Source organism: Aquamicrobium terrae, assembly GCF_040545735.1.
Classification (GTDB): Bacteria; Pseudomonadota; Alphaproteobacteria; order Rhizobiales; family Rhizobiaceae; genus Mesorhizobium; species Mesorhizobium terrae_A.
In genome coordinates this window covers 21,856-41,384 of record NZ_JBEPML010000014.1, presented here as the reverse complement: position 1 = coordinate 41,384, position 19,529 = coordinate 21,856, and the positions used below count along the sequence as shown (strand labels likewise).

The 19,529-nt window shown below is 58.5% G+C and carries 20 protein-coding genes and 1 pseudogene; 13 read left to right on the top strand and 8 right to left on the bottom strand.

The features are described from left to right. Positions 1–167 precede the first annotated feature (167 nt). The 3 genes from ABID37_RS18235 to ABID37_RS18225 form a co-directional block, all read right to left on the bottom strand. The gene (locus tag ABID37_RS18235; protein ID WP_354197361.1) at positions 168–1,274 is read right to left on the bottom strand and encodes a hypothetical protein; all 1,107 of its coding nucleotides are present in this window, start codon (positions 1,272–1,274) and stop codon (positions 168–170) included. A gap of 24 nt (positions 1,275–1,298) precedes the next feature. After that, positions 1,299–1,583: a hypothetical protein gene (locus ABID37_RS18230; RefSeq protein ID WP_354197359.1), complete on the bottom strand. Its 285-nt coding sequence runs from the start codon at positions 1,581–1,583 to the stop codon at positions 1,299–1,301. A 100-nt stretch (positions 1,584–1,683) separates the two neighbouring features. Next, positions 1,684–2,796 (bottom strand): RHE_PE00001 family protein, encoded by a 1,113-nt coding sequence (locus ABID37_RS18225; protein WP_354197357.1) that lies wholly within the window; start codon positions 2,794–2,796, stop codon positions 1,684–1,686. A gap of 283 nt (positions 2,797–3,079) precedes the next feature. On the opposite strand from ABID37_RS18225, the gene ABID37_RS18220 reads away from it, so the two are divergent. Beyond that, positions 3,080–4,015: a recombinase family protein gene (locus ABID37_RS18220; RefSeq protein ID WP_354197355.1), complete on the top strand. Its 936-nt coding sequence runs from the start codon at positions 3,080–3,082 to the stop codon at positions 4,013–4,015. Between the two features lie 47 nt (positions 4,016–4,062). Here ABID37_RS18220 and repC read toward each other — a convergent pair whose 3' ends face one another. The 3 genes from repC to repA form a co-directional block, all read right to left on the bottom strand. Then, on the bottom strand, positions 4,063–5,373 hold the full coding sequence (gene repC, locus ABID37_RS18215; protein ID WP_354197353.1) for a plasmid replication protein RepC: 1,311 nt from the start codon (positions 5,371–5,373) through the stop codon (positions 4,063–4,065). Positions 5,374–5,620: 247 nt separating this feature from the next. Continuing rightward, positions 5,621–6,643 (bottom strand): plasmid partitioning protein RepB, encoded by a 1,023-nt coding sequence (gene repB, locus ABID37_RS18210; protein ID WP_354197351.1) that lies wholly within the window; start codon positions 6,641–6,643, stop codon positions 5,621–5,623. Then, complete coding sequence (gene repA, locus ABID37_RS18205; RefSeq protein WP_354197349.1) at positions 6,640–7,854, bottom strand: plasmid partitioning protein RepA; 1,215 nt, start codon at positions 7,852–7,854, stop codon at positions 6,640–6,642. The genes repB and repA overlap by 4 nt, the downstream gene beginning before the upstream one ends. A gap of 483 nt (positions 7,855–8,337) precedes the next feature. Here repA and trbB point away from each other — a divergent pair, with 483 nt between their 5' ends. From trbB to trbI, 11 genes are read left to right on the top strand one after another with little or no spacing between them, the layout of a single operon-like run. Beyond that, on the top strand, positions 8,338–9,306 hold the full coding sequence (gene trbB, locus ABID37_RS18200) for a P-type conjugative transfer ATPase TrbB (RefSeq protein ID WP_354197347.1): 969 nt from the start codon (positions 8,338–8,340) through the stop codon (positions 9,304–9,306). Further along, positions 9,296–9,661: a TrbC/VirB2 family protein gene (locus ABID37_RS18195; RefSeq protein ID WP_354197345.1), complete on the top strand. Its 366-nt coding sequence runs from the start codon at positions 9,296–9,298 to the stop codon at positions 9,659–9,661. Before trbB ends, ABID37_RS18195 begins: the two co-directional genes overlap by 11 nt. Further along, complete coding sequence (locus ABID37_RS18190; RefSeq protein ID WP_354197343.1) at positions 9,654–9,953, top strand: conjugal transfer protein TrbD; 300 nt, start codon at positions 9,654–9,656, stop codon at positions 9,951–9,953. The genes ABID37_RS18195 and ABID37_RS18190 overlap by 8 nt, the downstream gene beginning before the upstream one ends. A 7-nt stretch (positions 9,954–9,960) precedes the next feature. Then, complete coding sequence (locus ABID37_RS18185; RefSeq protein WP_354197341.1) at positions 9,961–12,411, top strand: conjugal transfer protein TrbE; 2,451 nt, start codon at positions 9,961–9,963, stop codon at positions 12,409–12,411. Between the two features lie 22 nt (positions 12,412–12,433). Then, positions 12,434–13,183 carry a P-type conjugative transfer protein TrbJ gene (trbJ, locus tag ABID37_RS18180; protein WP_354197339.1) on the top strand — a complete coding sequence of 250 codons (750 nt, stop codon included), beginning with the start codon at positions 12,434–12,436 and terminating at the stop codon, positions 13,181–13,183. Continuing rightward, positions 13,180–13,389 (top strand): hypothetical protein, encoded by a 210-nt coding sequence (locus tag ABID37_RS18175; protein WP_354197337.1) that lies wholly within the window; start codon positions 13,180–13,182, stop codon positions 13,387–13,389. The genes trbJ and ABID37_RS18175 overlap by 4 nt, the downstream gene beginning before the upstream one ends. Beyond that, a complete protein-coding gene (gene trbL, locus ABID37_RS18170; RefSeq protein ID WP_354197335.1) occupies positions 13,370–14,536 on the top strand; it encodes a P-type conjugative transfer protein TrbL in 1,167 nt (388 codons plus the stop codon). Before ABID37_RS18175 ends, trbL begins: the two co-directional genes overlap by 20 nt. A gap of 10 nt (positions 14,537–14,546) precedes the next feature. Continuing rightward, entirely contained in the window at positions 14,547–15,209 is a 663-nt protein-coding gene (locus ABID37_RS18165; RefSeq protein WP_354197333.1) for a conjugal transfer protein TrbF, read from the top strand. Between the two features lie 19 nt (positions 15,210–15,228). Continuing rightward, positions 15,229–16,053 carry a P-type conjugative transfer protein TrbG gene (gene trbG / locus ABID37_RS18160; protein WP_354197331.1) on the top strand — a complete coding sequence of 275 codons (825 nt, stop codon included), beginning with the start codon at positions 15,229–15,231 and terminating at the stop codon, positions 16,051–16,053. 3 nt (positions 16,054–16,056) lie between these two features. Continuing rightward, a complete protein-coding gene (trbH, locus tag ABID37_RS18155) occupies positions 16,057–16,518 on the top strand; it encodes a conjugal transfer protein TrbH (RefSeq protein ID WP_239801989.1) in 462 nt (153 codons plus the stop codon). Next, positions 16,515–17,819, top strand: coding sequence for an IncP-type conjugal transfer protein TrbI (trbI, locus tag ABID37_RS18150; protein ID WP_354197328.1), 1,305 nt, complete (start codon positions 16,515–16,517; stop codon positions 17,817–17,819). Before trbH ends, trbI begins: the two co-directional genes overlap by 4 nt. On the opposite strand, the pseudogene ABID37_RS18145 reads toward trbI, so the two are convergent. Beyond that, positions 17,810–18,025: pseudogene (locus ABID37_RS18145) on the bottom strand (helix-turn-helix transcriptional regulator); the annotation flags it as partial. The gene trbI and the pseudogene ABID37_RS18145 sit on opposite strands and share 10 nt — an antisense overlap. 230 nt (positions 18,026–18,255) lie before the next feature. Between ABID37_RS18145 and ABID37_RS18140 the strand changes: the two are divergent. Next, the gene (locus ABID37_RS18140; protein WP_354197326.1) at positions 18,256–18,987 is read left to right on the top strand and encodes a helix-turn-helix transcriptional regulator; all 732 of its coding nucleotides are present in this window, start codon (positions 18,256–18,258) and stop codon (positions 18,985–18,987) included. On the opposite strand, the gene ABID37_RS18135 is transcribed toward ABID37_RS18140, so the two are convergent. Next, entirely contained in the window at positions 18,984–19,289 is a 306-nt protein-coding gene (locus ABID37_RS18135) for a transcriptional repressor TraM (RefSeq protein ID WP_354197324.1), read from the bottom strand. The genes ABID37_RS18140 and ABID37_RS18135 overlap by 4 nt on opposite strands. Positions 19,290–19,529 lie beyond the last annotated feature (240 nt).

The window sequence follows — 19,529 nt, the reverse complement described above, 5'->3', positions numbered from 1 at the left end:
AATATCCGCTAATCCCGGGTCAATTCCTGGTGGAAATCAACAAAAGGACCAACGTCTGGGATGAATTTCAGGTGCAGTTGCATCAATATCGGGCACTCGCGCACTATGTACACGGCTCGCCCGAGGTTCCGATCTCGCAGAAAAGCGGATATTCGCGGCAATGAAGCCTACGCGCTCACGAGTTCATTGAGCCATTCGCTAAGCAGAACTTTCGATTCCAGAAACATCTCACAGAAGCTGAATAGCGATACAAACGGCGTCTGCTCAATACGGAACAGGTGCGTCCGAAAGCTCGCAGCCTGGACTTTACCGTTTTGCAGACTCTGAGCGAAGCGCTTTTCCCGATCTTCTCCCTCATAGACATTGATAGCCAAGTCGAGGTGCTGCATTTCTACCTGGCCAAGCGGCGTAAACGCGGGGTCGTGAGTGTCGAGATGGATGCAGCGGGCGATCATCAATCCGCTGGGATCGTCTGGCCGTGGCAGTTCTTCGATGATCATCGTCAGGTAGTCGTCCTCACGTCGTTCAACATGAACCTCAAGCCGCCGTACGTTTTTCGCATGATAGTCCCAGTATTCCGCATGTCTTTCGGATGGCGGACGGTCCAACAGATAATATGCAGCGAAATCCTTCATACCCTTGCGAAGGCTGAAATCCTCTAGCCATCGCGGGTTTGCAGGCACTAGCGTCGCTTCGGTCAACAACTGCAGCGGCTGTGTCGCGGAGTAATATCCTGCGTCGAGCCGAACAAAGGCCGGCGCAGTTGGCCATTCGGTCTGCGCCCAGTTCACGATACCCGGGCTGAGGTAAGGGCAGAGTTTCGTAAAGGCGTTTCCAACTCGGTAGATCTCACTACCACTGACGGAGTTCACCGCGCTAACCTCAATCAGCTCAAAATCTTGGCTCCCGCTCGCTCGACGTCGTATCTTGTCAAGAAGCCCAGGGACGCTCTGGAAGAGGCGCTGACTACTGTCATAGCGCTCACACAGCCGCTTGACCTCGCGACGCTTCCACTCATGCTCGATCTCGAACGTCATCGCGAAGGCCGCAAGACGCTCTCGATGGGTTCGACCTGCGAAGAAGCCGATCGCTAAATAGCCGCTTAGCCCATTCTCGTCCTCTGCCGTCAAAATGCTTTCGCGAAAAGCAAGCAAAGCCGCAACCATCGCGGCGTGCGAGCCCGGCGTCTCCACCAGCGCATAGACCGTGAAATTCGACTCCTTGGCGATCTTGGCTAAGTGCCCGAGCCTCTCGAAATATTCGTCAATCTCCACCAGAAATCCTTCTCCAAATGTCAACTATTCCCTGATAGCGAACACTTTGCGTGTCCCCGAGACTTGGCTATCATTATCGATGTACCCGTCGGAAGTCCGCCTGACTTCATCATCCAGGAACGCGGTGAAGATCGATGCGATCTCGGGCGGCGAAAAATGAAAGAGCTGCGTCTTGCTCTGTGTGTCCGACGCGATCAGCAAGCCGTCCGGCAAATACGCGCTTCCGGAAAGGATGCCGATAACACGCGCATGCAGCATCTTGTCTGAAATCACTTTTGGCGTTCGTTTTTCGAGACGCCGCGCTGTCATATCATAGTTGTTGAAGACCTCGCTTGCCGTGCGGCTTACGAATGGCTCTCAGTTCGATCTCACCGTGAGTGAGTAATGTTCGCTCCTGCAATTGAAGGAATCACAGAACGCCCCAGGCGCGGTATCTTCCCCTCCCGGTGAGTTCCCGTATGCCGAGTTCCGAAATCAGGTTGAGAGCGCCTCGCGGCGTCACCTTGATGACTTTCGCCACCATCGCGGCGGAGACCATCGGCCGCGACAGGACAAGTTCAATAACCGAGGGCAGGCTGCTGGATGTGCGACGGCCGATCAGCCTTCTTTCCATCAGGACCTGCGCCTGCTGCAAGCGCACCAGTTCGCGCATGCCAGCATCTGCCGCTGCCGCCATCGCCTCCAGAAACGCAATGAGACGGGTTGTCCAATCTTTCGCTCGGCGTCGGTCTCGGGAGATCGCCTTCAATCCGACATTGAATGCCAGCAGATGGGAGGAGACTTTGCCTCTCGATCGCAAATATGCACCAATCAACAGCCCTCCAAGCCAATGCTGCCGCTGCGCTGGTTCGAGCGTTTCCCACGCATCGAACAGTAGTGCTGCTGCGATTGTCGGCGGCATATCCTGAACCGACATCTCGACAGACCGCCATTGCGACAGGCGATCAGCTTCGTCCCAGTCGGGATCACGGATCATCAGATCGCCCACCACGAGGCCACGGCTTGCAGATGCGGGACCCCCGTCACCTTTCGTCATATTACTGATCAGCCGTTCTGACCGTTCCAACACAGCATCAATCAGCGCGAATTCATCGGCGAGGAGGTCCGGCTCATCAGCCTCACAGCCGCCCCCTCGCCTCTCATCGACCGCAAGGTTGACCGTCTCGCCTTCCTGATCCCGAATTCCACTCAACGCGGTGAGCCCGCGATCGCTCAACGCCCAATCGGGTTTGGCTGATGCGATACGCCGCCGCGTACGAAGGATCGCATGGGAGATAGTCAGTTCGTGGCTAGGGGCCCGGACATCCATATGGGCATCGTGGAGAACGAGATCCTCCACATGAACAAGCTCCCCCGCGACCCACATGCTGGCAGCGGAATCGAAGAAATGCGAGCGCTCGATGAAACCTCCGCCCACCGGACTCCGCCGCACTGCTTCGTCCAGGCGGGCAACCCGATCTTCTGCACGCACTATGGCTGGAAGCAGGGTCTCCAGAGGAATTTTGCTGATCTCATAAGCCATTGGAATATCGTGCGTTATCTTCCTATATGGAAGATAACTGATATCTTGCTTCCGTGATAGCGACTATTTTTCACACGTGCATACTATCTAATGCGCTCTGGCCTTTCAGATTGAACATAAGGCTGCTTGGTAGCGCTCAGATCGACGGGAAAGGCTGATTTTCAAGGGATCTGGGAGTTCAGCAGCCACAATTCAGACCACAAGAGACGTTTACAACCGATCGGTTATCCTTATCCTCTGTGTTTGTAAAAACCCCTTGGACACGAGTTCTCAGGCGCAGAAGATGGCCGTTAGCACCAAAAATCAGTCTTCCCGTCGACCACAGGGCCGGCAAGTTGGCTATGCCCGCGTTTCCACCGACGAGCAGGCAACCCAAGCGCAGGAAATGGAGCTGCGCGCGGCCGACTGCGACCTCATCGTAGAGGAGCACGGATCCGGCGCTTCTCGCTCTCGCCCTGCCCTCGCAAAGCTACTCCGAGAAATTGACCCCGGCGACACTCTCGTCGTCGTGCGCCTCGATCGTCTGGCCCGCTCTGTCAGCCACCTCCTCGAGGTGATTGAGGATCTCACTGCCAAGGGGGCTCATTTTCGGTCTTTGCGCGATCCCATTGATACGACAACGCCGCAGGGCATGTTTTCGCTTCAGGTCCTCGGCGCCGTGGCGCAACTGGAGCGCGCGCTCATCTCCGAACGCACAAAAGCGGGCATTCGAGCGGCCAAGGCCAAGGGGAAGCTTCCGGGCAACCCCGGGCTACGCGATCGGCGACCAGAGGCCTTGGCGAAGATGAGTGCAACGCAGAAGGCCGCTTATGGTCACCGCATCCAGGCGTCCGCAAACCAGTGGCTGCCGATCGTTCGCCGCATGCGCCCAGACCACACCTGGGATGACATCGCACGCGTGTTGAGGCAGCGCGGCCTCGACTGGACACCAGAGCGGCTCAGACGCGCGGTCAAGTGGCTCGTTAACGAGCATCTTGCTGACCCGGACCTGCTCAAGAAGTCTCCTCCCCGCCTCCCCGAAGACCGCTTGATGACGCTTATCGCCGGCATTCACGGTTCGAACCCGGGGCTTACGCTGCGTGAAATCGCATTGCAACTCGAGCGCCTTCATGAACGGACCCCGCGTGGCGGCTCCCGGTGGTCGCCATCCTCGGTCAAGAATCTGCTCGACCGTGCACGACGCCTGGGCTTGGCTCCATCCTCTACCGACACGCCGTAGCTCGGGTCCTGCTGCGGCGGAAAATTCTCGGCCGGAGGGATGGGTCTTCACCGTTTCGGCCTCTCGAGCGACTTAAGCAATGCATCGGAGACGGCATACTGTCTGGACTGATCTTCGGATCGCGGCTTTGCCCCCGTCGTATTCGCGATTTTCGACGCATTCAGCTCTGCATTGAGCAATGCCATGATCATCGGCCAGGTTGAGAACTTACCCGCTTGGGCCTTCTCGGTCAGGCTGCGCAAATATCCGCCAGCGTTGTTGATCTTCTCCGACCGCTGGTTCATGGCTGCTAGCGTTATCGCCGCGTGCCGCTCGCCCATTGCCTGCTTCGCCTCAAGCCACGCACTGGGGCTGATGCCCAACATGGGCCGAAGGACCTCCGCCGTGGCCAGGAAGTCTCGCCAGTGCCTGATTTCGCCGCCGGCTGCCCATTCCTGGAGGTTTGGACATGCGTCCAGCACGATGCCAAAAGGCAAATCACGCTTCGGCAAGCTCTTCACGTTGTCATTTTCACCGGCGCTGCCGCCCGCTTCATTCTTTTCTCTAAAGCCGTATTCAGATTCAGGTAGGGATTCGGTGTTTGAATTCTGTATGTGGCGACCAGAATGGGACTCATTGCCGTCCGGATTCTGTGTTTTTATGAATGATTCCAATATGTCCCGGACTTCGTCGTGCAGATCCTGCAGCTCGTCGCAGATTTCCTCCACGAGCATCCTCGGGGCAGTCCTGGGTAAACGTGCAATGATGTCCTGATATTGCTGCTGAACCCTCCCCCAGTTGCCGGGAACGCTTTCGTCGATACCCGTATCGATCATCTTAAGCGTGTCCCGCCGCAGCAACGTCAAACGTTCCTTCGCTACCTTGAGAGCTCTCTTCTCGGCTTGGACAGCCTCGGCCAGGTACTCGAACTCCTCGGCCCGGGCGACGATCGGTGCGAGATCGAAGCCATAGGCCTGTTCGATGTGCCCTCCCCTCCCCTTACGAGCGTAACGTTTGCCGTTCGGGCTATCGCGCCGAATGATCAAGCCACATTCAACGAGGACAGCAAGGTGCCGACGCAGGGTCGTTGCCGGCATTCCGTTGGCACGGGCAGAAAGTTGCTCATTCGAAGGCCATACTACCAAGGTACCTTCGGCGGAGAGCTGGGTCTCCCGATGGAATGAAAGGAGAGCGTTGAGGATCGCCAGAGACCGATCGGTGGCACCGAGCTGATCCCGAGCTTCTCTGATATTCTTGAACGTTTCCCATTTGTTAACCACCGCCGTTTCAGGCATGGCCTTGGCCGTCATCTGGCTCGCAATCTGGCCAAGCGACATCGGCCGCCGCCCAAAGGGCGTCGTTGTCATATGCGTGTGCATCGTCTCTCACCTATCGCTAGGCAAAAGAAATCCGTCCACCGAACTGACACTCAGTCGCCGTTGGGCCTTGACTGTGATTCCGGGAAGTGCGATTCTCAGGTTACCACACGCAGAGAAGGGCTTCCGGATTGCATTTCGGGGGCCTTTTTCTTTTGCTCGTTGTCTCGCGACCCTTTCTTCAGTTACCGATCCAGATTGAAGGCTTCGTCGCCTTCTGCGTTATCCTTGTCAGCTGACAAGGTTTTCTCTAGCCGTCGCCGCTCTTCGTCGAAAGAAACTGATCGACGAGTGCCGGCAGCTCTCGCTCTAGAAACTCAGCGAAATCCTCGCCCCTTGTTGTCGGAAGTGCTATCCTAACAACACCTTTGCCGACTGCTATGGAGCCGAGCTCTCTCCCGCTAGGGGCGAACAATTTCGTCGGAACGGTTTTCCCTTCCGTCCTGTCCTTCACAGAGGCAAGCGCCACCCGAAACCGGCCATCTGACGCTAGTGCCCTAACCTTGTCAGTTGACAAGGTCTGCCGAAGTTTCCCTTCTACATCCGGGCGCTCCGTGACGGCAGCTGCTAACTCTAGCCATCGCGGCCGCCCGACGCCGGGTGCCCTTCCAATCGACCGGATGACATCCCGCGGGACAGACCTGCATACGCTACGCATCTTCGCCAATTCCGCGTCATCGATGGAGAGCGCAGAACGTATGTCCTTTGTCTTGATCCCGGCGTCGTCCATTGTCGCGACAAAGAGAGCGCGTTCTATCCAGGTCAGGTCCTGTCGCTGGCCATTCTCGATGCCCTGCGCAACCACCAGCTCGGCATCGTCGAGCTCGACGACAACGGCCTTGAGGGTGACCCCCAACTCCTTCGCTGCGCGCCAGCGACGATGCCCATAGACAACTTGATAAATCCCCTCGCGCTCGGGATGACGCCGAACTTGAATTGGTACCTTCTGCCCACTCTCTTCAAACGAGCGCTTGAACTCACTGAACTGCTCGTCCGTATCGTCTGCGAGCCGATCGGGAAACGGGGAGGGCTCGATCACGTTGGGCGAGAGCTCAACATTCCCTCCGCTTTCGACGATAGCTTGTAAGCGGTCTCTTTGTTCGATGAGCTCGCTCAGAGATCGTTGCGTCGCCCCAATTACGCCGGCGCCGACGCGGCTGGAAGATCTTGTCTCTCGCGCGCCGGTCTCGGCGTCCCTGCGGTCGCTCTGCTCCTTTGCGTCAGCGAAAGACCCGAAATTCGCCAAGATGGATTTGCCGGCTCGCTTACTCATGCTCGCCCCCAACTCGCAGAAATAAGAGAAACGATCTGCTCATTCACTGCATCAATGGACTCCCGCGCGCGTTTAACCGTCGCTGCTGCGATGTTCCCAGATTCCAACTCATACAAAGTGCGCTTTGCGAGCCCCGCCGTTTCAATTGCCGCGCTCTCGATTGCGGTGGGAACCAAGACGTCCTCGCCAAAGAGATGCCGCAACATCGAAACGACGTGTACCTGCGACTGGTCATTGGGATCATGGCGAGTCACGACGTAATGCAGAAAGTCGTGATGGAGGATGGCACCGGCATCTCTGATTACCGAAATGAGGTCGCCCATCATCAAGAGAAACTGGTTCATTGACATCACATCCAGCATTGCTGGATGTACAGTCACCAACAGCCCCGTCGCTGCGTAAATCGCACCGAGAGTTAGAAAACCCAACGAGGGCGGAGTATCAAGGATGACGACGTCATAGTCATCTTCGACCTCGGCGATTACGCGTCGGAGACGCTCGAAGAAAATGTCCTGTGTTCCAGACTTCCCTTCGGCCAGCAATCGAGGCGTCTCATGTTCATACTCCATGACCTCGATGTTGCCCGGTATGAGATCGATGCCAGTGAAGTATGTAGGGCGGATGATTTCTTTAATAGGCCGCCGGTCTTCATCGTACCGGAGCGCGGCGTAGATCGTCTCATTCTGGTGGACATCCATCTCGGGCTGCGATCCGAACATGGCGGACAACGACGCTTGAGGGTCAAGGTCCACAGCAAGCACTCGATATCCGTGCAGCGCTAGGTAATGAGCGAGGTGGGCGCTAGTCGTTGTCTTCGCACTCCCGCCCTTGAAATTTGCAACTGCGAGTATCTGAAGATGTTCGCCTTCACGACGATGGGGGAGAAAGCGCAGTGCCTCTGCAGGCCTTTGCTCAGCGAACAGCCGCCGCAGGTCGTTGATCTGCGCTAGTGTGTAGGCACGATGATTATTTTCAAGTCGGGCAGGGGCCGGGCCCTTGCCTTCATTCGACATCAGTTTGAGAGTCGACTCCGGAATAGACGTGAGCTTGGATACCTCATTGGTCATGAAAAAGCGTAGAGACTTCTCCGCATTCGGAGGATACATCTGCTCGCGTCGAGCCTGTAGGTGGTCCGACAGCAAAGCCGCATGCCGCACGATCTTGTCGGCGGGGTCCTCGAAAGTTTGAGAGCTGACCACTGTAGCTTGCATTGTCGTTCCGATTCTTCTTTGGCGGCATCGAGCCGTTTTAGCGGCCTTCTCCCGCCAAACTTAGGGCATAATTTGCCCGATGCGTCCAGCGCTTTAAGGTTAACGAGGAGTTAAGGCGAGTCCGGTGTCGAGGCACCTATTTTCGTCCACCGGCGTGTTTTCGCCTGTTTTTCAATAACTTCCCTCTCGTCACGCCTAGCCTAACGGTGCTCTTTGACCCGGCATAAAGGCCGGGTCTGTCCATCTCGACCAAGTTTGTTCTTCCCGACCACTCAGCAATTGGTTCCACGATTCGGGAGGGAATCACGGCGACTCACCGTTGCCTGGCCCGGCATTTATGCCGGGGTGACCCTGAGCAACGCCCCATGATCAATACGTCGCAATCACGCGAACGACTTGGATCATGCCTGTGCCAACTATCAAGACGACTGCCGACAGTCTCCGAGCAGCCTTTCAAAGCACCAAGCGCCTGAAAGGCTCGCGTTGACTACCGCGCGTTCCCATCCCCGACTCGTCCGAAAACTGCAGGACGCTCTCGGCGAGACGATCTGCTCGGCGCTGGAAGATCCGTCCGTCGTCGAGATCATGCTGAACCCAGACGGACGCTTGTTTGTCGAGCGCGTGGGGCAGGGGATCGACAGTATGGGCAACCTGCAACCGGGTGCTGCGGAGATCATCATTGGCAGCGTCGCGCACGCGCTGCTGACGGAAGCAGATGAGGACCAACCGATCATTTCCGGCGAGCTGCCGATCGGCGGCCATCGCTTCGAAGGCCTGTTACCGCCCGTAGTGGCTGGCCCAAGCTTCACCATCCGCAAGCGAGCTTCCCGCCTGATCTCACTTGAGGACTACGTCCGCAGCGCAATCATGACGGTCGACCAAGTCGACGTTATACGCAAATCGATCGATGCCCGTCTAAACATCGTCGTGTCTGGAGGCACCGGGTCTGGGAAGACCACATTGGTAAACGCGGTGATTGCCGAGATGGTGCATCGCGCACCAGAGCATCGTCTCGTGATCCTTGAAGACACGGCTGAAATCCAGTGTGCGGCCGAGAACGCGGTCAGTCTTCACACAACGGATTCAGTGGATATGGCCCGGCTCCTTAAATCCACGATGCGCCTGCGTCCCGACAGGATCATCGTTGGCGAGGTTCGTGACGGCGCCGCTTTGACCTTGCTTAAGGCCTGGAACACTGGCCATCCCGGCGGCATCACCACGATTCACGCCAACAGCGCCATTTCCGCATTGCGACGGCTAGAGCAACTCACTGCCGAGGCGAGCCAGCAACCGATGCGTGAAGTCATCGGGGAAGCTGTCGACCTCGTCATTTCGATCGAGCGAACCCCAAGGGGCAGGCGCGTTCGTGAGGTGATCCATGTCGAGAGCTTTTCGGGCGACCAGTACCAAATTGAGACCTGTTCGGAAGAAAGGACCGTCCATGAGGTTTAACAGACCACAAGCCATCGCGCTGGCGTTCATTGTGCTAGGATTCACGGCCGCGCCGGCGGTTGCTTCAAGCGGCGGCGGCTTGCCGTGGGAAGGCCCTCTCCAGCAAATACAGCAATCGATCACCGGACCGGTGGCTGGCTTCATTGCACTTGCTGCGGTCGCAGTGGCCGGCGGCATGTTGATCTTCGGTGGTGAACTGAACGATTTCGCGCGGCGGCTGATGTACGTTGTTCTCGTCGCAGGCATCCTTCTCGGCGCCACCCAGATTGTCGGCCTGTTCGGTGCGTCGGGTGCCTCAATCGGCACTGCCGGACCGGCAATTGCGGTTGGGGCAGGGGAGGGGACCGTTGGCTGAGTCTGGAACCTCTCTCATCCGATCACGCATCCATCGGGCGCTTTCGCGCCCGAGCCAACTGATGGGAGCGGACCGCGAGCTGGTCCTTTTGACCGGGCTTGCAACAGTTATCCTGATTTTTGTGGTGCTGACCTGGTTCTCCGCTCTGCTCGGGATTGGAATCTGGATCGGTGTCGTCGGAGCACTGCGGATGATGGCCAAGGCTGATCCGATGATGCGACAGGTTTATCTGCGCCACGTTCGTTATCGCCAGGCTTATCCCCCAACCTCCTCGCCATGGCGCAGGTACTGACGCGTCCATGGTTGCACTTCGTCAGTTCCGCAACACACACCCATCCTTTTCCGACCTCGTCCCTTACGCGGGCCTCGTCGACAATGGCGTGATCCTGCTCAAGGACGGGAGCCTGATGGCTGGCTGGTATTTCGCCGGTCCGGATTCGGAAAGCTCGACCAACCAAGAGCGTAACGAGGTATCGCGCCAGATCAACACAATCCTGTCACGGCTCGGTTCCGGCTGGATGATCCAGGTCGAGGCCGTGCGTGTGCCGGCAGTCTCCTATCCGCCTCGCGAACAGAGCTACTTTCCCGACGCTGTTACAGCAGCCATCGATGACGAGCGGCGCGCACATTTCGAAGGTGAGCGTGGTCACTATGAAAGCCAGCACGCACTGATCCTCACCTACCGCCCACCCGAGCGGCGCAGATCAGCCATGACGCGCTATGTTTATTCCGATGTTGAAAGCCGCTCAGAGACCTACGCGGACACCGTGCTCGACAGTTTCCGGACATCGATCCGCGAGGTCGAGCAGTATCTGTCGAACGTGCTGTCCATCCGCCGCATGGTCACACGGACGGTTATCGATCCCGAGACCGGTCGTGAAGCGCATTATGACGAGCTCTTCCAATTTATCCGCTTTTGCATCGTTGGAGAGAATCATCCAGTCCGCCTGCCCAAGATCCCGATGTATCTCGACTGGCTGGCGACCGCCGAGTTCCATCACGGGCTGTCGCCGATGGTTGATGGTCACTATCTGTCTGTAGTCGGCATAGATGGCTTTCCGGCCGAGAGTTGGCCAGGCATTCTGAATCACCTCGATCTGATGCCGCTGACGTATCGCTGGTCGAGTCGCTTTGTGTTCCTCGATGAGCAGGAAGCGCGGCAAAGGCTCGAGCGCACCCGCAAGAAGTGGCAGCAGAAGGTGCGGCCCTTCTTTGACCAGTTGTTCCAGACTCAGAGTCGGTCCGTCGATCAAGACGCCATGCTGATGGTCGCCGAAACAGAAGACGCGATCGCGGAAGCCGCCTCACAGCTTGTCGCCTACGGTTATTACACGCCGGTCATCGTCATGTTCGATCATGACGATGGCCGCCTGCGCGAACAAGCGGAAGCGGTACGCCGGCTCATCCAGGCTGAAGGCTTTGGCGCGCGCATTGAGACGCTCAACGCGACCGAGGCCTATCTCGGTTCACTGCCGGGGAACTGGTACGCCAATATTCGCGAACCGTTGATCAACACGCGCAACCTCGCCGACCTCATTCCAGTGAATTCAGTATGGTCAGGCAGCGCAACGGCACCCTGTCCATTCTATCCGCCCAACTCGCCACCGCTGATGCAGGTCGCCAGCGGCTCCACCCCGTTCCGGTTGAACCTTCATGTCGATGATGTCGGCCACACGCTGGTGTTCGGTCCGACCGGATCCGGCAAGTCGACGCTGCTGGCTTTGATTGCAGCTCAGTTCCGCCGCTACCGCGATGCGCAAATCTTTGCCTTCGACAAGGGAAAGTCGCTTCTGCCGCTAACATTAGCAGCCGGTGGCGATCATTACGAAATCGGGGCAGGGGAGGGGGATGCCATGCTGGCTTTCTGCCCGCTGGCCGAACTCGACAGTGATGGCGACCGCGCCTGGGCCGCCGAATGGGTCGAAACGCTAATTGCGATGCAAGGAGTGAAAGTCACGCCCGACCATCGTAATGCGATTTCGCGCCAGATCAGGCTGATGGCATCTGCGCCCGGCCGCTCGCTATCGGATTTCGTCAGCGGCGTGCAGCTGCGCGAGATCAAAGATGCGCTCCACCATTACACAGTCGACGGACCGATGGGCCAGCTGCTCGACGCCGAGCATGACGGTCTGACGCTCGGCACCTTCCAGTGCTTCGAGGTCGAGGAACTGATGAACATGGGCGAGCGCAATCTCGTCCCCGTCCTGCTCTATCTCTTCCGTCGGATCGAGAAGCGTCTGACCGGCGCCCCCAGTCTGATCGTGCTTGATGAAGCTTGGTTGATGCTCGGCCACCCGACATTCAGGGACAAGATCCGCGAATGGCTGAAAGTGTTGCGCAAGGCCAATTGCGCGGTGCTGCTCGCCACTCAGTCGATCTCGGATGCCGAACGCTCCGGCATCATCGATGTGTTGAAGGAGAGCTGTCCGACCAAAATTTGCCTGCCGAACGGCGCGGCACGCGAACCGGGCACACGCGAATTTTACGAACGCATCGGTTTCAACGAGCGCCAGATCGAGATCGTCGCAACCGCTATCCCCAAACGCGAATATTACGTCGCCTCGCCGGAGGGTCGGCGCTTGTTCGACATGGCGCTAGGACCGATCGCGCTGTCCTTCGTCGGTGCGGCCGGCAAGGACGATCTCAAACGCATCCAGCAGCTTACCCATGACCACGGCGCAAACTGGCCAGAGGCCTGGCTTACCGAAAGGGGGATCGGCGATGCCGAAACAATTCTCGCACACTGCTAGGGTCGCGATTTCAGTGCTCACTATGGCCAGCATGATCCCGTCTGCTCCCGCACATGCCGGCGTGGTGACGGGGCAGGCGACGGAATGGACGCAACTGCTCAATAATTCTGAACTGGTGGGTCTGGTTGGTCAGTCCGCCGAGCAGATCCAGAACCAGGTGCAGCAGATCACCCAGCTGGCTGAGCAGATCCAGAACCAGATTCGCATCTACGAAAACATGCTGCAAAACACGCTGCAGCTTCCGAACCATGTCTGGGGCCAGGTCGAAAGCGATCTCGCGCGCCTTCAGGGGCTCGTCAACCAGGGGCAGGGGATCGCATTCTCCATGGGCAATATCGACGACGTGCTCAAACAACGCTTCCAGAGCTTTGCCGAATTCAGGACCGGCCTTGCCAATGGTGAGAGCTTCTCCTCGAGCTACCAGGACTGGTCCGACACCAATCGGGATACGATCGCAGCAACTTTGCGTGCCGCCGGCTTCACTGCGGAGCAATTCGGCAGCGAGGAAACGACCATGTCGCAACTTCGCTCCATGTCGCAAAGTGCGGTCGGCCAAATGCAGGCTCTTCAGGTCGGACATCAGATCGCGGCGCAGCAGGTCGCACAGTCCCAAAAGCTACGCGGGCTCGTGTCCCAGCAAATGACAATGATGGCTACCTGGTATCAATCCGAACAGGCGGCAAGGGACTTAGCCCAGACTCGGCGCGAGGAATTTTTCAGATCAACCGCGCCGTCAAGTTCCGGCGGCCAGATGATGGAGCCACGCTGGTGAGCAGGTTTGTCTTTATTGTTGCAGCCATCGTCGTCGTGATCGGCATCGGCGTGACGGTCTGGATTGCTCCGAATCCCACCGACGCGCCCAGCCCAGCGGCTCCTGCCGCTGTGGCTCCCCAGCAATTCGACACGACCAGCGGCCAGGAAATGCGGCCTCGCTGGGGCACCCGAGAGGAGCAGGGCAATGACGCCGCGGGCGATTAGGGCAGCGCTCGTCGCCCTGGTTGGCGTGTCACTCCTCATCGAACCGGCCGTCGCGCAGGACGGTTCGCTCTTGACCAATCTGGAAAACGAGGTGGCCAGCGCCGCCCAGGGATGGGAAACGAGCATCCTGCAGGCGGCCCGTTCGCTGTTCTGGATTCTTGCCGGCATCGAGATCGGCATTGCCGCCGTCTGGCTGGCGTTGGCAGCCGCCTCGCTCGACACATGGTTTGCCGAACTGGTGCGGCGCATCATGTTCATCGGCCTGTTCGTGTTCATACTCGAACAGGGGCCCGCTTTTGCCAAGGCCATGGTCGACAGCCTATTCCAGATCGGCGCTGGCGGCGGCTCCGCCTCACCGGCCAACGTCTTCAATGCCGGACTTCAGGTGGCGAGCGCGATGTCGAGCAAAGCCCAGTTCGGACTGTTCGAGGACAATGCGCTCGCGATCGCTGCGGTCTTTGCCATGATTGTGGTTGTCATCTGCTTCAGCCTCGTCGCGGCAATTTTCATCTCGGTGATGGTGGAAATGTATGTCGGCCTACTGGCCGGCATGATCATGCTCGGACTTGGCGGATCGAGCTTCACCAAGGATTTTGCCGTCCGCTACCTCGTCTACGCCTTCAGCGTCGGCATGAAGCTGATGGCGCTTGTCATGATCGCCCGCATCGGCTCACAAGTGTTGGTCAATCTGGCGAGCGGCCCGGCTGGTTCGGACGAATATCTGTCGACGCTTGCCATTGCCGGCATTTCCGTCGTGGTCTTCATCATCTCGATCTATGTGCCCAACATCATCCAGGGCGTGGTGCAGGGCGTTTCGGTGACCGGGGGCATGGAGACGATCCGGCATGGCGGGCAGGCGGCAAGCTTTGCTGTCGGCGGCGCGGCGCTTGCTGCGGGCGGCGCAAGGGAAGGGGCGGCGGCCTTTTCTGACGCCCGTGCCGCCGGCGCATCCTTTGGAGCGGCCGCGCTCAAAGGTATGGCGTCGGGCGCCGGTGCTGCCGGCGGTGCGTTAGCAGGCGCTGCACGTGACAAGGCCATCGGCGTGCCCGGCACATGGGGCGCGTCGACGCTTGGCCTTGCAAATTCAAAGCTCGACCAGGCCCAGGGCCGGCCGACGCGCAAACCCTCCAGCGACGACAAAGCGTGAGTGAGAACACATGGCTGCACGCAACCCACCTGAAAACCCTTATCTCGCCGCGCGCCAGGAATGGAATGAGCGCTATGGCTCCTATGTGGTCGCGGCGCGCGCCTGGCGCATTGTTGGCATCACCGGATTGCTGATGGCGGTGATCGGCTTTTCCTACGCGCTTTATCAGAGCACGCAGGTTAAACTCGTTCCATACATCGTTGAGGTCGACCGCCTGGGGACGGCGGCCAGCGCCGGTTTCCCGCAGCAGATCGAATATGCCGATGCCCGGGTCGTGCGCGCCACGCTCGGAAGCTTCGTAAGTAACTTCCGCTCGGTCACACCCGACGCCGTTGTCCAGAAGCAATATATCGACCGCACCTATGCGCTGCTGCGCACCTCCGACCCGGCCACCGAGAAGATCAATGCCTGGTTCCGTGGCAATTCGCCCTTTGATCGCGCTTTGACAATGACCGTCGCCGTGGAGGTCACCAACATCGTCCCCCTGTCGAACCAGACCTATCAGGTCGACTGGACCGAATTTCAGCGCGACCGGCAGGGCAAGGAACTTGGTACGCGTCGTTACCGCGGCATCGCCACCGTGACCCTCACCCCGCCGCAGGATGAGGCGGTCATCCGTCTCAATCCGATCGGGCTTTATTTGAGAGATTTCGAGTGGACAGCACAATTGTGAGTGCCAGCAGGAGAGTATCATGAGTTTTTGGAGGACAAGGGGAGCTGTCCTGTGCGCGGCCCTTTTCTTGTCGGGAGCACCGACATTTGCTCAGGCACAAGCGCTGAGCGCCAACGAGGCGCGCGCAACGGGTCTCTCCGGACAGTGGCAATCAGGGCAGGGGGTGGTGACCCGCGGCAATGACGGCAAGGTCATCTTCCTCTATGGCGAGGTTCAGCCCTCTGTCGTTTGTTCACCGCTGCAGGTTTGCGATATCGAGTTGCAAGCTGGCGAGATCGTTCGCGACGTCCTGCTCGGCGATACCGTGCGCTGGAAAGTTGAGCCGGCGACTTCCGGCACGCCCGGCGGCCAGGCCGTGCATCTTATCGTCAAACCGTCAGAGCCCGGGCTGGTAACCTCCATGGTTGTGACCACCTCGCGGCGGACCTACCACATCCAGCTCAAATCACATCAGAGCCAGTATATGGCTCGGGTCGGCTTTGAGTACCCTGAGGATGTCAATGCTCGGTTTGCCGAGATTAGTGCACGAATGGAAGCCAGCATCGTTCCAGGCGCCGGCGTGCCCGCGGACCAGCTGAACTTTGCTTTCCGGATGAGTGGATCTGCGCCCTGGCGTCCGACCCGAATCTATGGCGACGGCGAAAAAACCTATATCCAGTTTCCATCCTCGCTTTCCGGTCAGGACGCGCCAGTTCTGTTCGTCGTCTCCGGCGGTGAGAACCGCATCGTCAACTACCGCATGAATGGCACGATGATGGTGGTCGACTATTACATCGATCACGCCATCCTCGTCGCCGGTGTCGGCCGGCAGCAGCAAAAAATCACCATCCGGCGGGGAGGATAGAGGATGTTGTCAGTGCTCCGTCGCCTCATCGCTACTTCGATTATAGCCGGTCTCCTGTCGGCTTGTCAGACGCTAGGACCCGTCGGTCTCATCCAAAGCACGGTAACGGCGCAGCTGTCGCCGGAAGCCGCCGACAGCATCGCCGGCGACATGGTTGGCAGGCTTGCCGAACAGGCCGGTCCCGGCACCACGACGATCCGGTTCACGCCCGATGGCTCGGTATTCGGCCACGCCCTTCAGGCATCTCTCCACAGCTGGGGCTATGCCGTCGTCACCGACCAGAAAACCGACGACGCCAATATCCTCGCTCTTGCCTATACCGTTGATGAGTTCGAGGGGGCAGTTCTGGTCAGGCTGTCAACGCTGCACTTCGATCTGACTCGCATGTACAAGCCGGGTGCCGAAGGTGCTGTCCCGGTCAGCCCGTTATCGATCCGGCAACATGGCTCGGCAGGCACGGCATGACGCAATCGCTCAAGCTTGGCGGAGCGGATGCCGCATCCGCCCCGAAGATCCGTCGGCTGAACCGGCTGCCGATTATCGGTGCCGTTGCTCTGGTGGTGATTTTTCTTGCCGTCATCTTCTACGGGCTGACGTCGAGAGGTCTGCGGTTTCGCGACACTGGTGACGCAGGTGCGGCGGGATCGCAATCGGCATCGACTTATGCCGACCAGCTAACCCGAGGTGTTCCCGACGGCATCATCGGCGAGCCAGCCCAGCCGCAATTCCAGCCGCTTCCACCTGCAACAGCGGAGACCGCGGCCAATCCCTTCCCGGCAACTGAGACCCCACCCCCGGTCTCCCCCCAACCCGCCACACCACAACTCGAGCCCGAAGAGGTCTGGCGGGCGCGGCTTGAGCGGGAACAGCACGAGCAGTATCTGCGCGAACAGCACCGGCAGCGCATGGCGCGGCTCCAGGCAAGTGATGCTGCCTATGACTCTCCGATTGCTGTCAGCCTAAATGATCCCAATCGCGAACCGACATCGGAAGCGGCCGGAGGAGTTCCTATGGCAGGCCAGCCCGCACGGCCCGCAAGCGCCCTCGATCTCTACGCCGCCGCCATGCAAGGCGGGCTGACCGGGTCCAGCAGCGACCCGAACGGGCAGGCCGGAAAGGAACGGTTTTTCAATCAGGATATCGCGGAGCTCGGCTATCTGCCGAACCCGGTCGTGCCACAGATGTCGCCCTACGAGCTCAAGCGCGGGTCGGTGATTCCTGCGACACTGGTCACCGGCATCAACTCCGACCTCCCCGGTCGCATCACCGCCCAGGTCAGCCAGAACGTGTATGATAGCGCCACGGGCCGCCATATGCTGATCCCGCAGGGCGCGAAACTGTTCGGACGCTACGATTCCAACGTCTCCTTCGGGCAGAGCCGCGTGCTGGTCATCTGGACCGATATTATCTTCCCGAACGGCTCGGCGCTCCAGATCGGCGGCATGGCAGGAACCGATGCCTCAGGCTATGGCGGGTTCGCCGACAGGGTCGACAATCATTATCTTCGCACCTTCGGGTCCGCCATTCTTGTAGCATTGATCGGCGCCGGGACGGAAATGATGATCCCGCAGGACCGGAATGCGTTTGGAACCTCCAATAGCGCTGAGGATGCCGCCAGGCGCTCATTTGCCGAAAGCTTTGGCCAGATGTCGCAGCAGACCCTTTCCCGCAATCTAAACGTCCAACCGACGCTTGAAATTCGCCCTGGCTACCGCTTCAATATCCTCGTTGATCAAGATATCGTATTTCCAAGCGGCTACCGATAATTTTCGTGTGGCTCATCCGCCTGAAGTTGGCCGATCCAGGCTCTATTTTCAGTAGCTGTCATGTTCGTCCAACGCTTCATGTCGAGTGCCAGGGCGCTGGTCGCGCCGTATTCGAGCAAACCGGCTATTGCGGAAATTGGAACCCCTGTTTGCGTGAGCAGCCTTTGGGCCATGGCCCGGCGTGTTTCGTCTAGCAGGTCCGCGAAGGAGGCCCCTCGGCAGCAAGAAAGTCACCAGAAAAACTACGTTGGATATCATCGAGCGAAACTGTAACAACATTTCGCAAGTCCTCGGTCGACGTGCTTTACGATGAATCCTCAATAAAACCGTTTACAGAAAATTGAAACTTGTTCATTTGGACTAACCGTCGCGTCGGATAATATATAGGGAAACGGAGAACCTACAGGTAGGTGTTTATGTCGCGCGTCCGCGCCAGTTGGAGGGCTTCGCTATCAAACGCGTTCTGGACGATTATGTTGGGAATTTCATCGATAGTCTGGATTTAGGTCGCGATGAAGCATCGATAAGAATTGCTGCCGAAAAGCTCGCAGCGAACTCAGGCTTCGAACGATACGCCTACGTTGAGGGTCGTGCGAGTGATCGGCGCGGATATTCCAATTATTCGCTGGAATGGCAGGAGCGCTACATAAGCCAAAACTACTTTCTACTGGACCCAGTCGCGGTCCACGCTGCGCGCACGATGCGCCCAGTGGCATGGTCTTACTCTACTAGAAACGAGAGTGACGCCGTGATCCGCCAATTTTTCGGTGAAGCCAAGGACTTTGGAGTTTCATCGGGGTTGGCGCTACCGATCCGGGGCAGTTTTGGAAGTACTGTCCTACTCTCATTCGCTGCTGACAGTGTGGAATTTCCCGATGTCGCAATTCGAGATTTCGCATATGTGGCAACCGCTGTGGCGTATTTACATATCAGCATGCGTGAGTTTGCATCCGTCGTTCCCGCTGCCACAAGTACAGAACTCTCCCCTCGTGAGCAGATCTGCGTGATGTGGGCGTCACTAGGGAAAACAAAAGCCGAGACTGCTCAGCTATTGGGAATTACCGAAAAAACGGTCCGCTTCTATCTGGAACGGGCCCGGGAGAAGCTTGGCGCATCGAATATAAGTCATGCGGTGCGGATCGCGCTGTTGCGTGGATTGCTCGACTAAGGCTCATCCATCGACGGAACCGCGGGAATATAGCCTAAACAGTCGATCATGATCTGGACGGCTCTTGCTTGTGTTTTGCATTCAAGCATCGCCGGGCTATACGATTCCGTGAGATCGCTATCCGGGGTTGCCGCCTCGGTGTTCATCGCCGAGAAAATCTCCTCCGCGCGTTGAAGCAGCCGCCTGTGCTCTACGATGGCCCTGACGGCGAGGTTCTCTCGCTGCGCATCATCGAGGGGATCGAGCAACTCGCGAATTTCCGCTTCAAGCGCGGAAGGATCTTTCGTGACGCGTTTTCCCATCCTGGCCCCAGCGGCTTGGTCTGCGGTACGCCCCCGCAGACAATAATCCTTGAACCCAAGCCGGGGGGTAGAAACCGTTTTCCGACGGCCCTGCGACCTTTAGCACCGAGGCACCTGGACATACGTCACAGGCCCCCGGCCAATGGCCAGAGGATCTCGGTGTCATTTCGGTCGACACCAACCGCGGAAAAGAGGTTTCTACGCCTCAAAGCGGCGCGTACCGCTTCGCAGGGATTTATA

Bases quoted from the DNA above. Each gene is read 5' to 3' on its own strand.
- ABID37_RS18230 (WP_354197359.1), bottom strand. From the start codon at position 1,583: ATGACAGCGCGGCGTCTCGAAAAACGAACGCCAAAAGTGATTTCAGAC.
- ABID37_RS18225 (WP_354197357.1), bottom strand. From the start codon at position 2,796: ATGGCTTATGAGATCAGCAAAATTCCTCTGGAGACCCTGCTTCCAGCC.
- ABID37_RS18220 (WP_354197355.1), top strand. From the start codon at position 3,080: ATGGCCGTTAGCACCAAAAATCAGTCTTCCCGTCGACCACAGGGCCGG.
- repC (WP_354197353.1), bottom strand. From the start codon at position 5,373: ATGCACACGCATATGACAACGACGCCCTTTGGGCGGCGGCCGATGTCG.
- repB (WP_354197351.1), bottom strand. From the start codon at position 6,643: ATGAGTAAGCGAGCCGGCAAATCCATCTTGGCGAATTTCGGGTCTTTC.
- repA (WP_354197349.1), bottom strand. From the start codon at position 7,854: ATGCAAGCTACAGTGGTCAGCTCTCAAACTTTCGAGGACCCCGCCGAC.
- ABID37_RS18195 (WP_354197345.1), top strand. From the start codon at position 9,296: ATGAGGTTTAACAGACCACAAGCCATCGCGCTGGCGTTCATTGTGCTA.
- ABID37_RS18185 (WP_354197341.1), top strand. From the start codon at position 9,961: ATGGTTGCACTTCGTCAGTTCCGCAACACACACCCATCCTTTTCCGAC.
- trbJ (WP_354197339.1), top strand. From the start codon at position 12,434: ATGGCCAGCATGATCCCGTCTGCTCCCGCACATGCCGGCGTGGTGACG.
- trbL (WP_354197335.1), top strand. From the start codon at position 13,370: ATGACGCCGCGGGCGATTAGGGCAGCGCTCGTCGCCCTGGTTGGCGTG.
- ABID37_RS18165 (WP_354197333.1), top strand. From the start codon at position 14,547: ATGGCTGCACGCAACCCACCTGAAAACCCTTATCTCGCCGCGCGCCAG.
- trbG (WP_354197331.1), top strand. From the start codon at position 15,229: ATGAGTTTTTGGAGGACAAGGGGAGCTGTCCTGTGCGCGGCCCTTTTC.
- trbH (WP_239801989.1), top strand. From the start codon at position 16,057: ATGTTGTCAGTGCTCCGTCGCCTCATCGCTACTTCGATTATAGCCGGT.
- trbI (WP_354197328.1), top strand. From the start codon at position 16,515: ATGACGCAATCGCTCAAGCTTGGCGGAGCGGATGCCGCATCCGCCCCG.
- ABID37_RS18135 (WP_354197324.1), bottom strand. From the start codon at position 19,289: ATGGGAAAACGCGTCACGAAAGATCCTTCCGCGCTTGAAGCGGAAATT.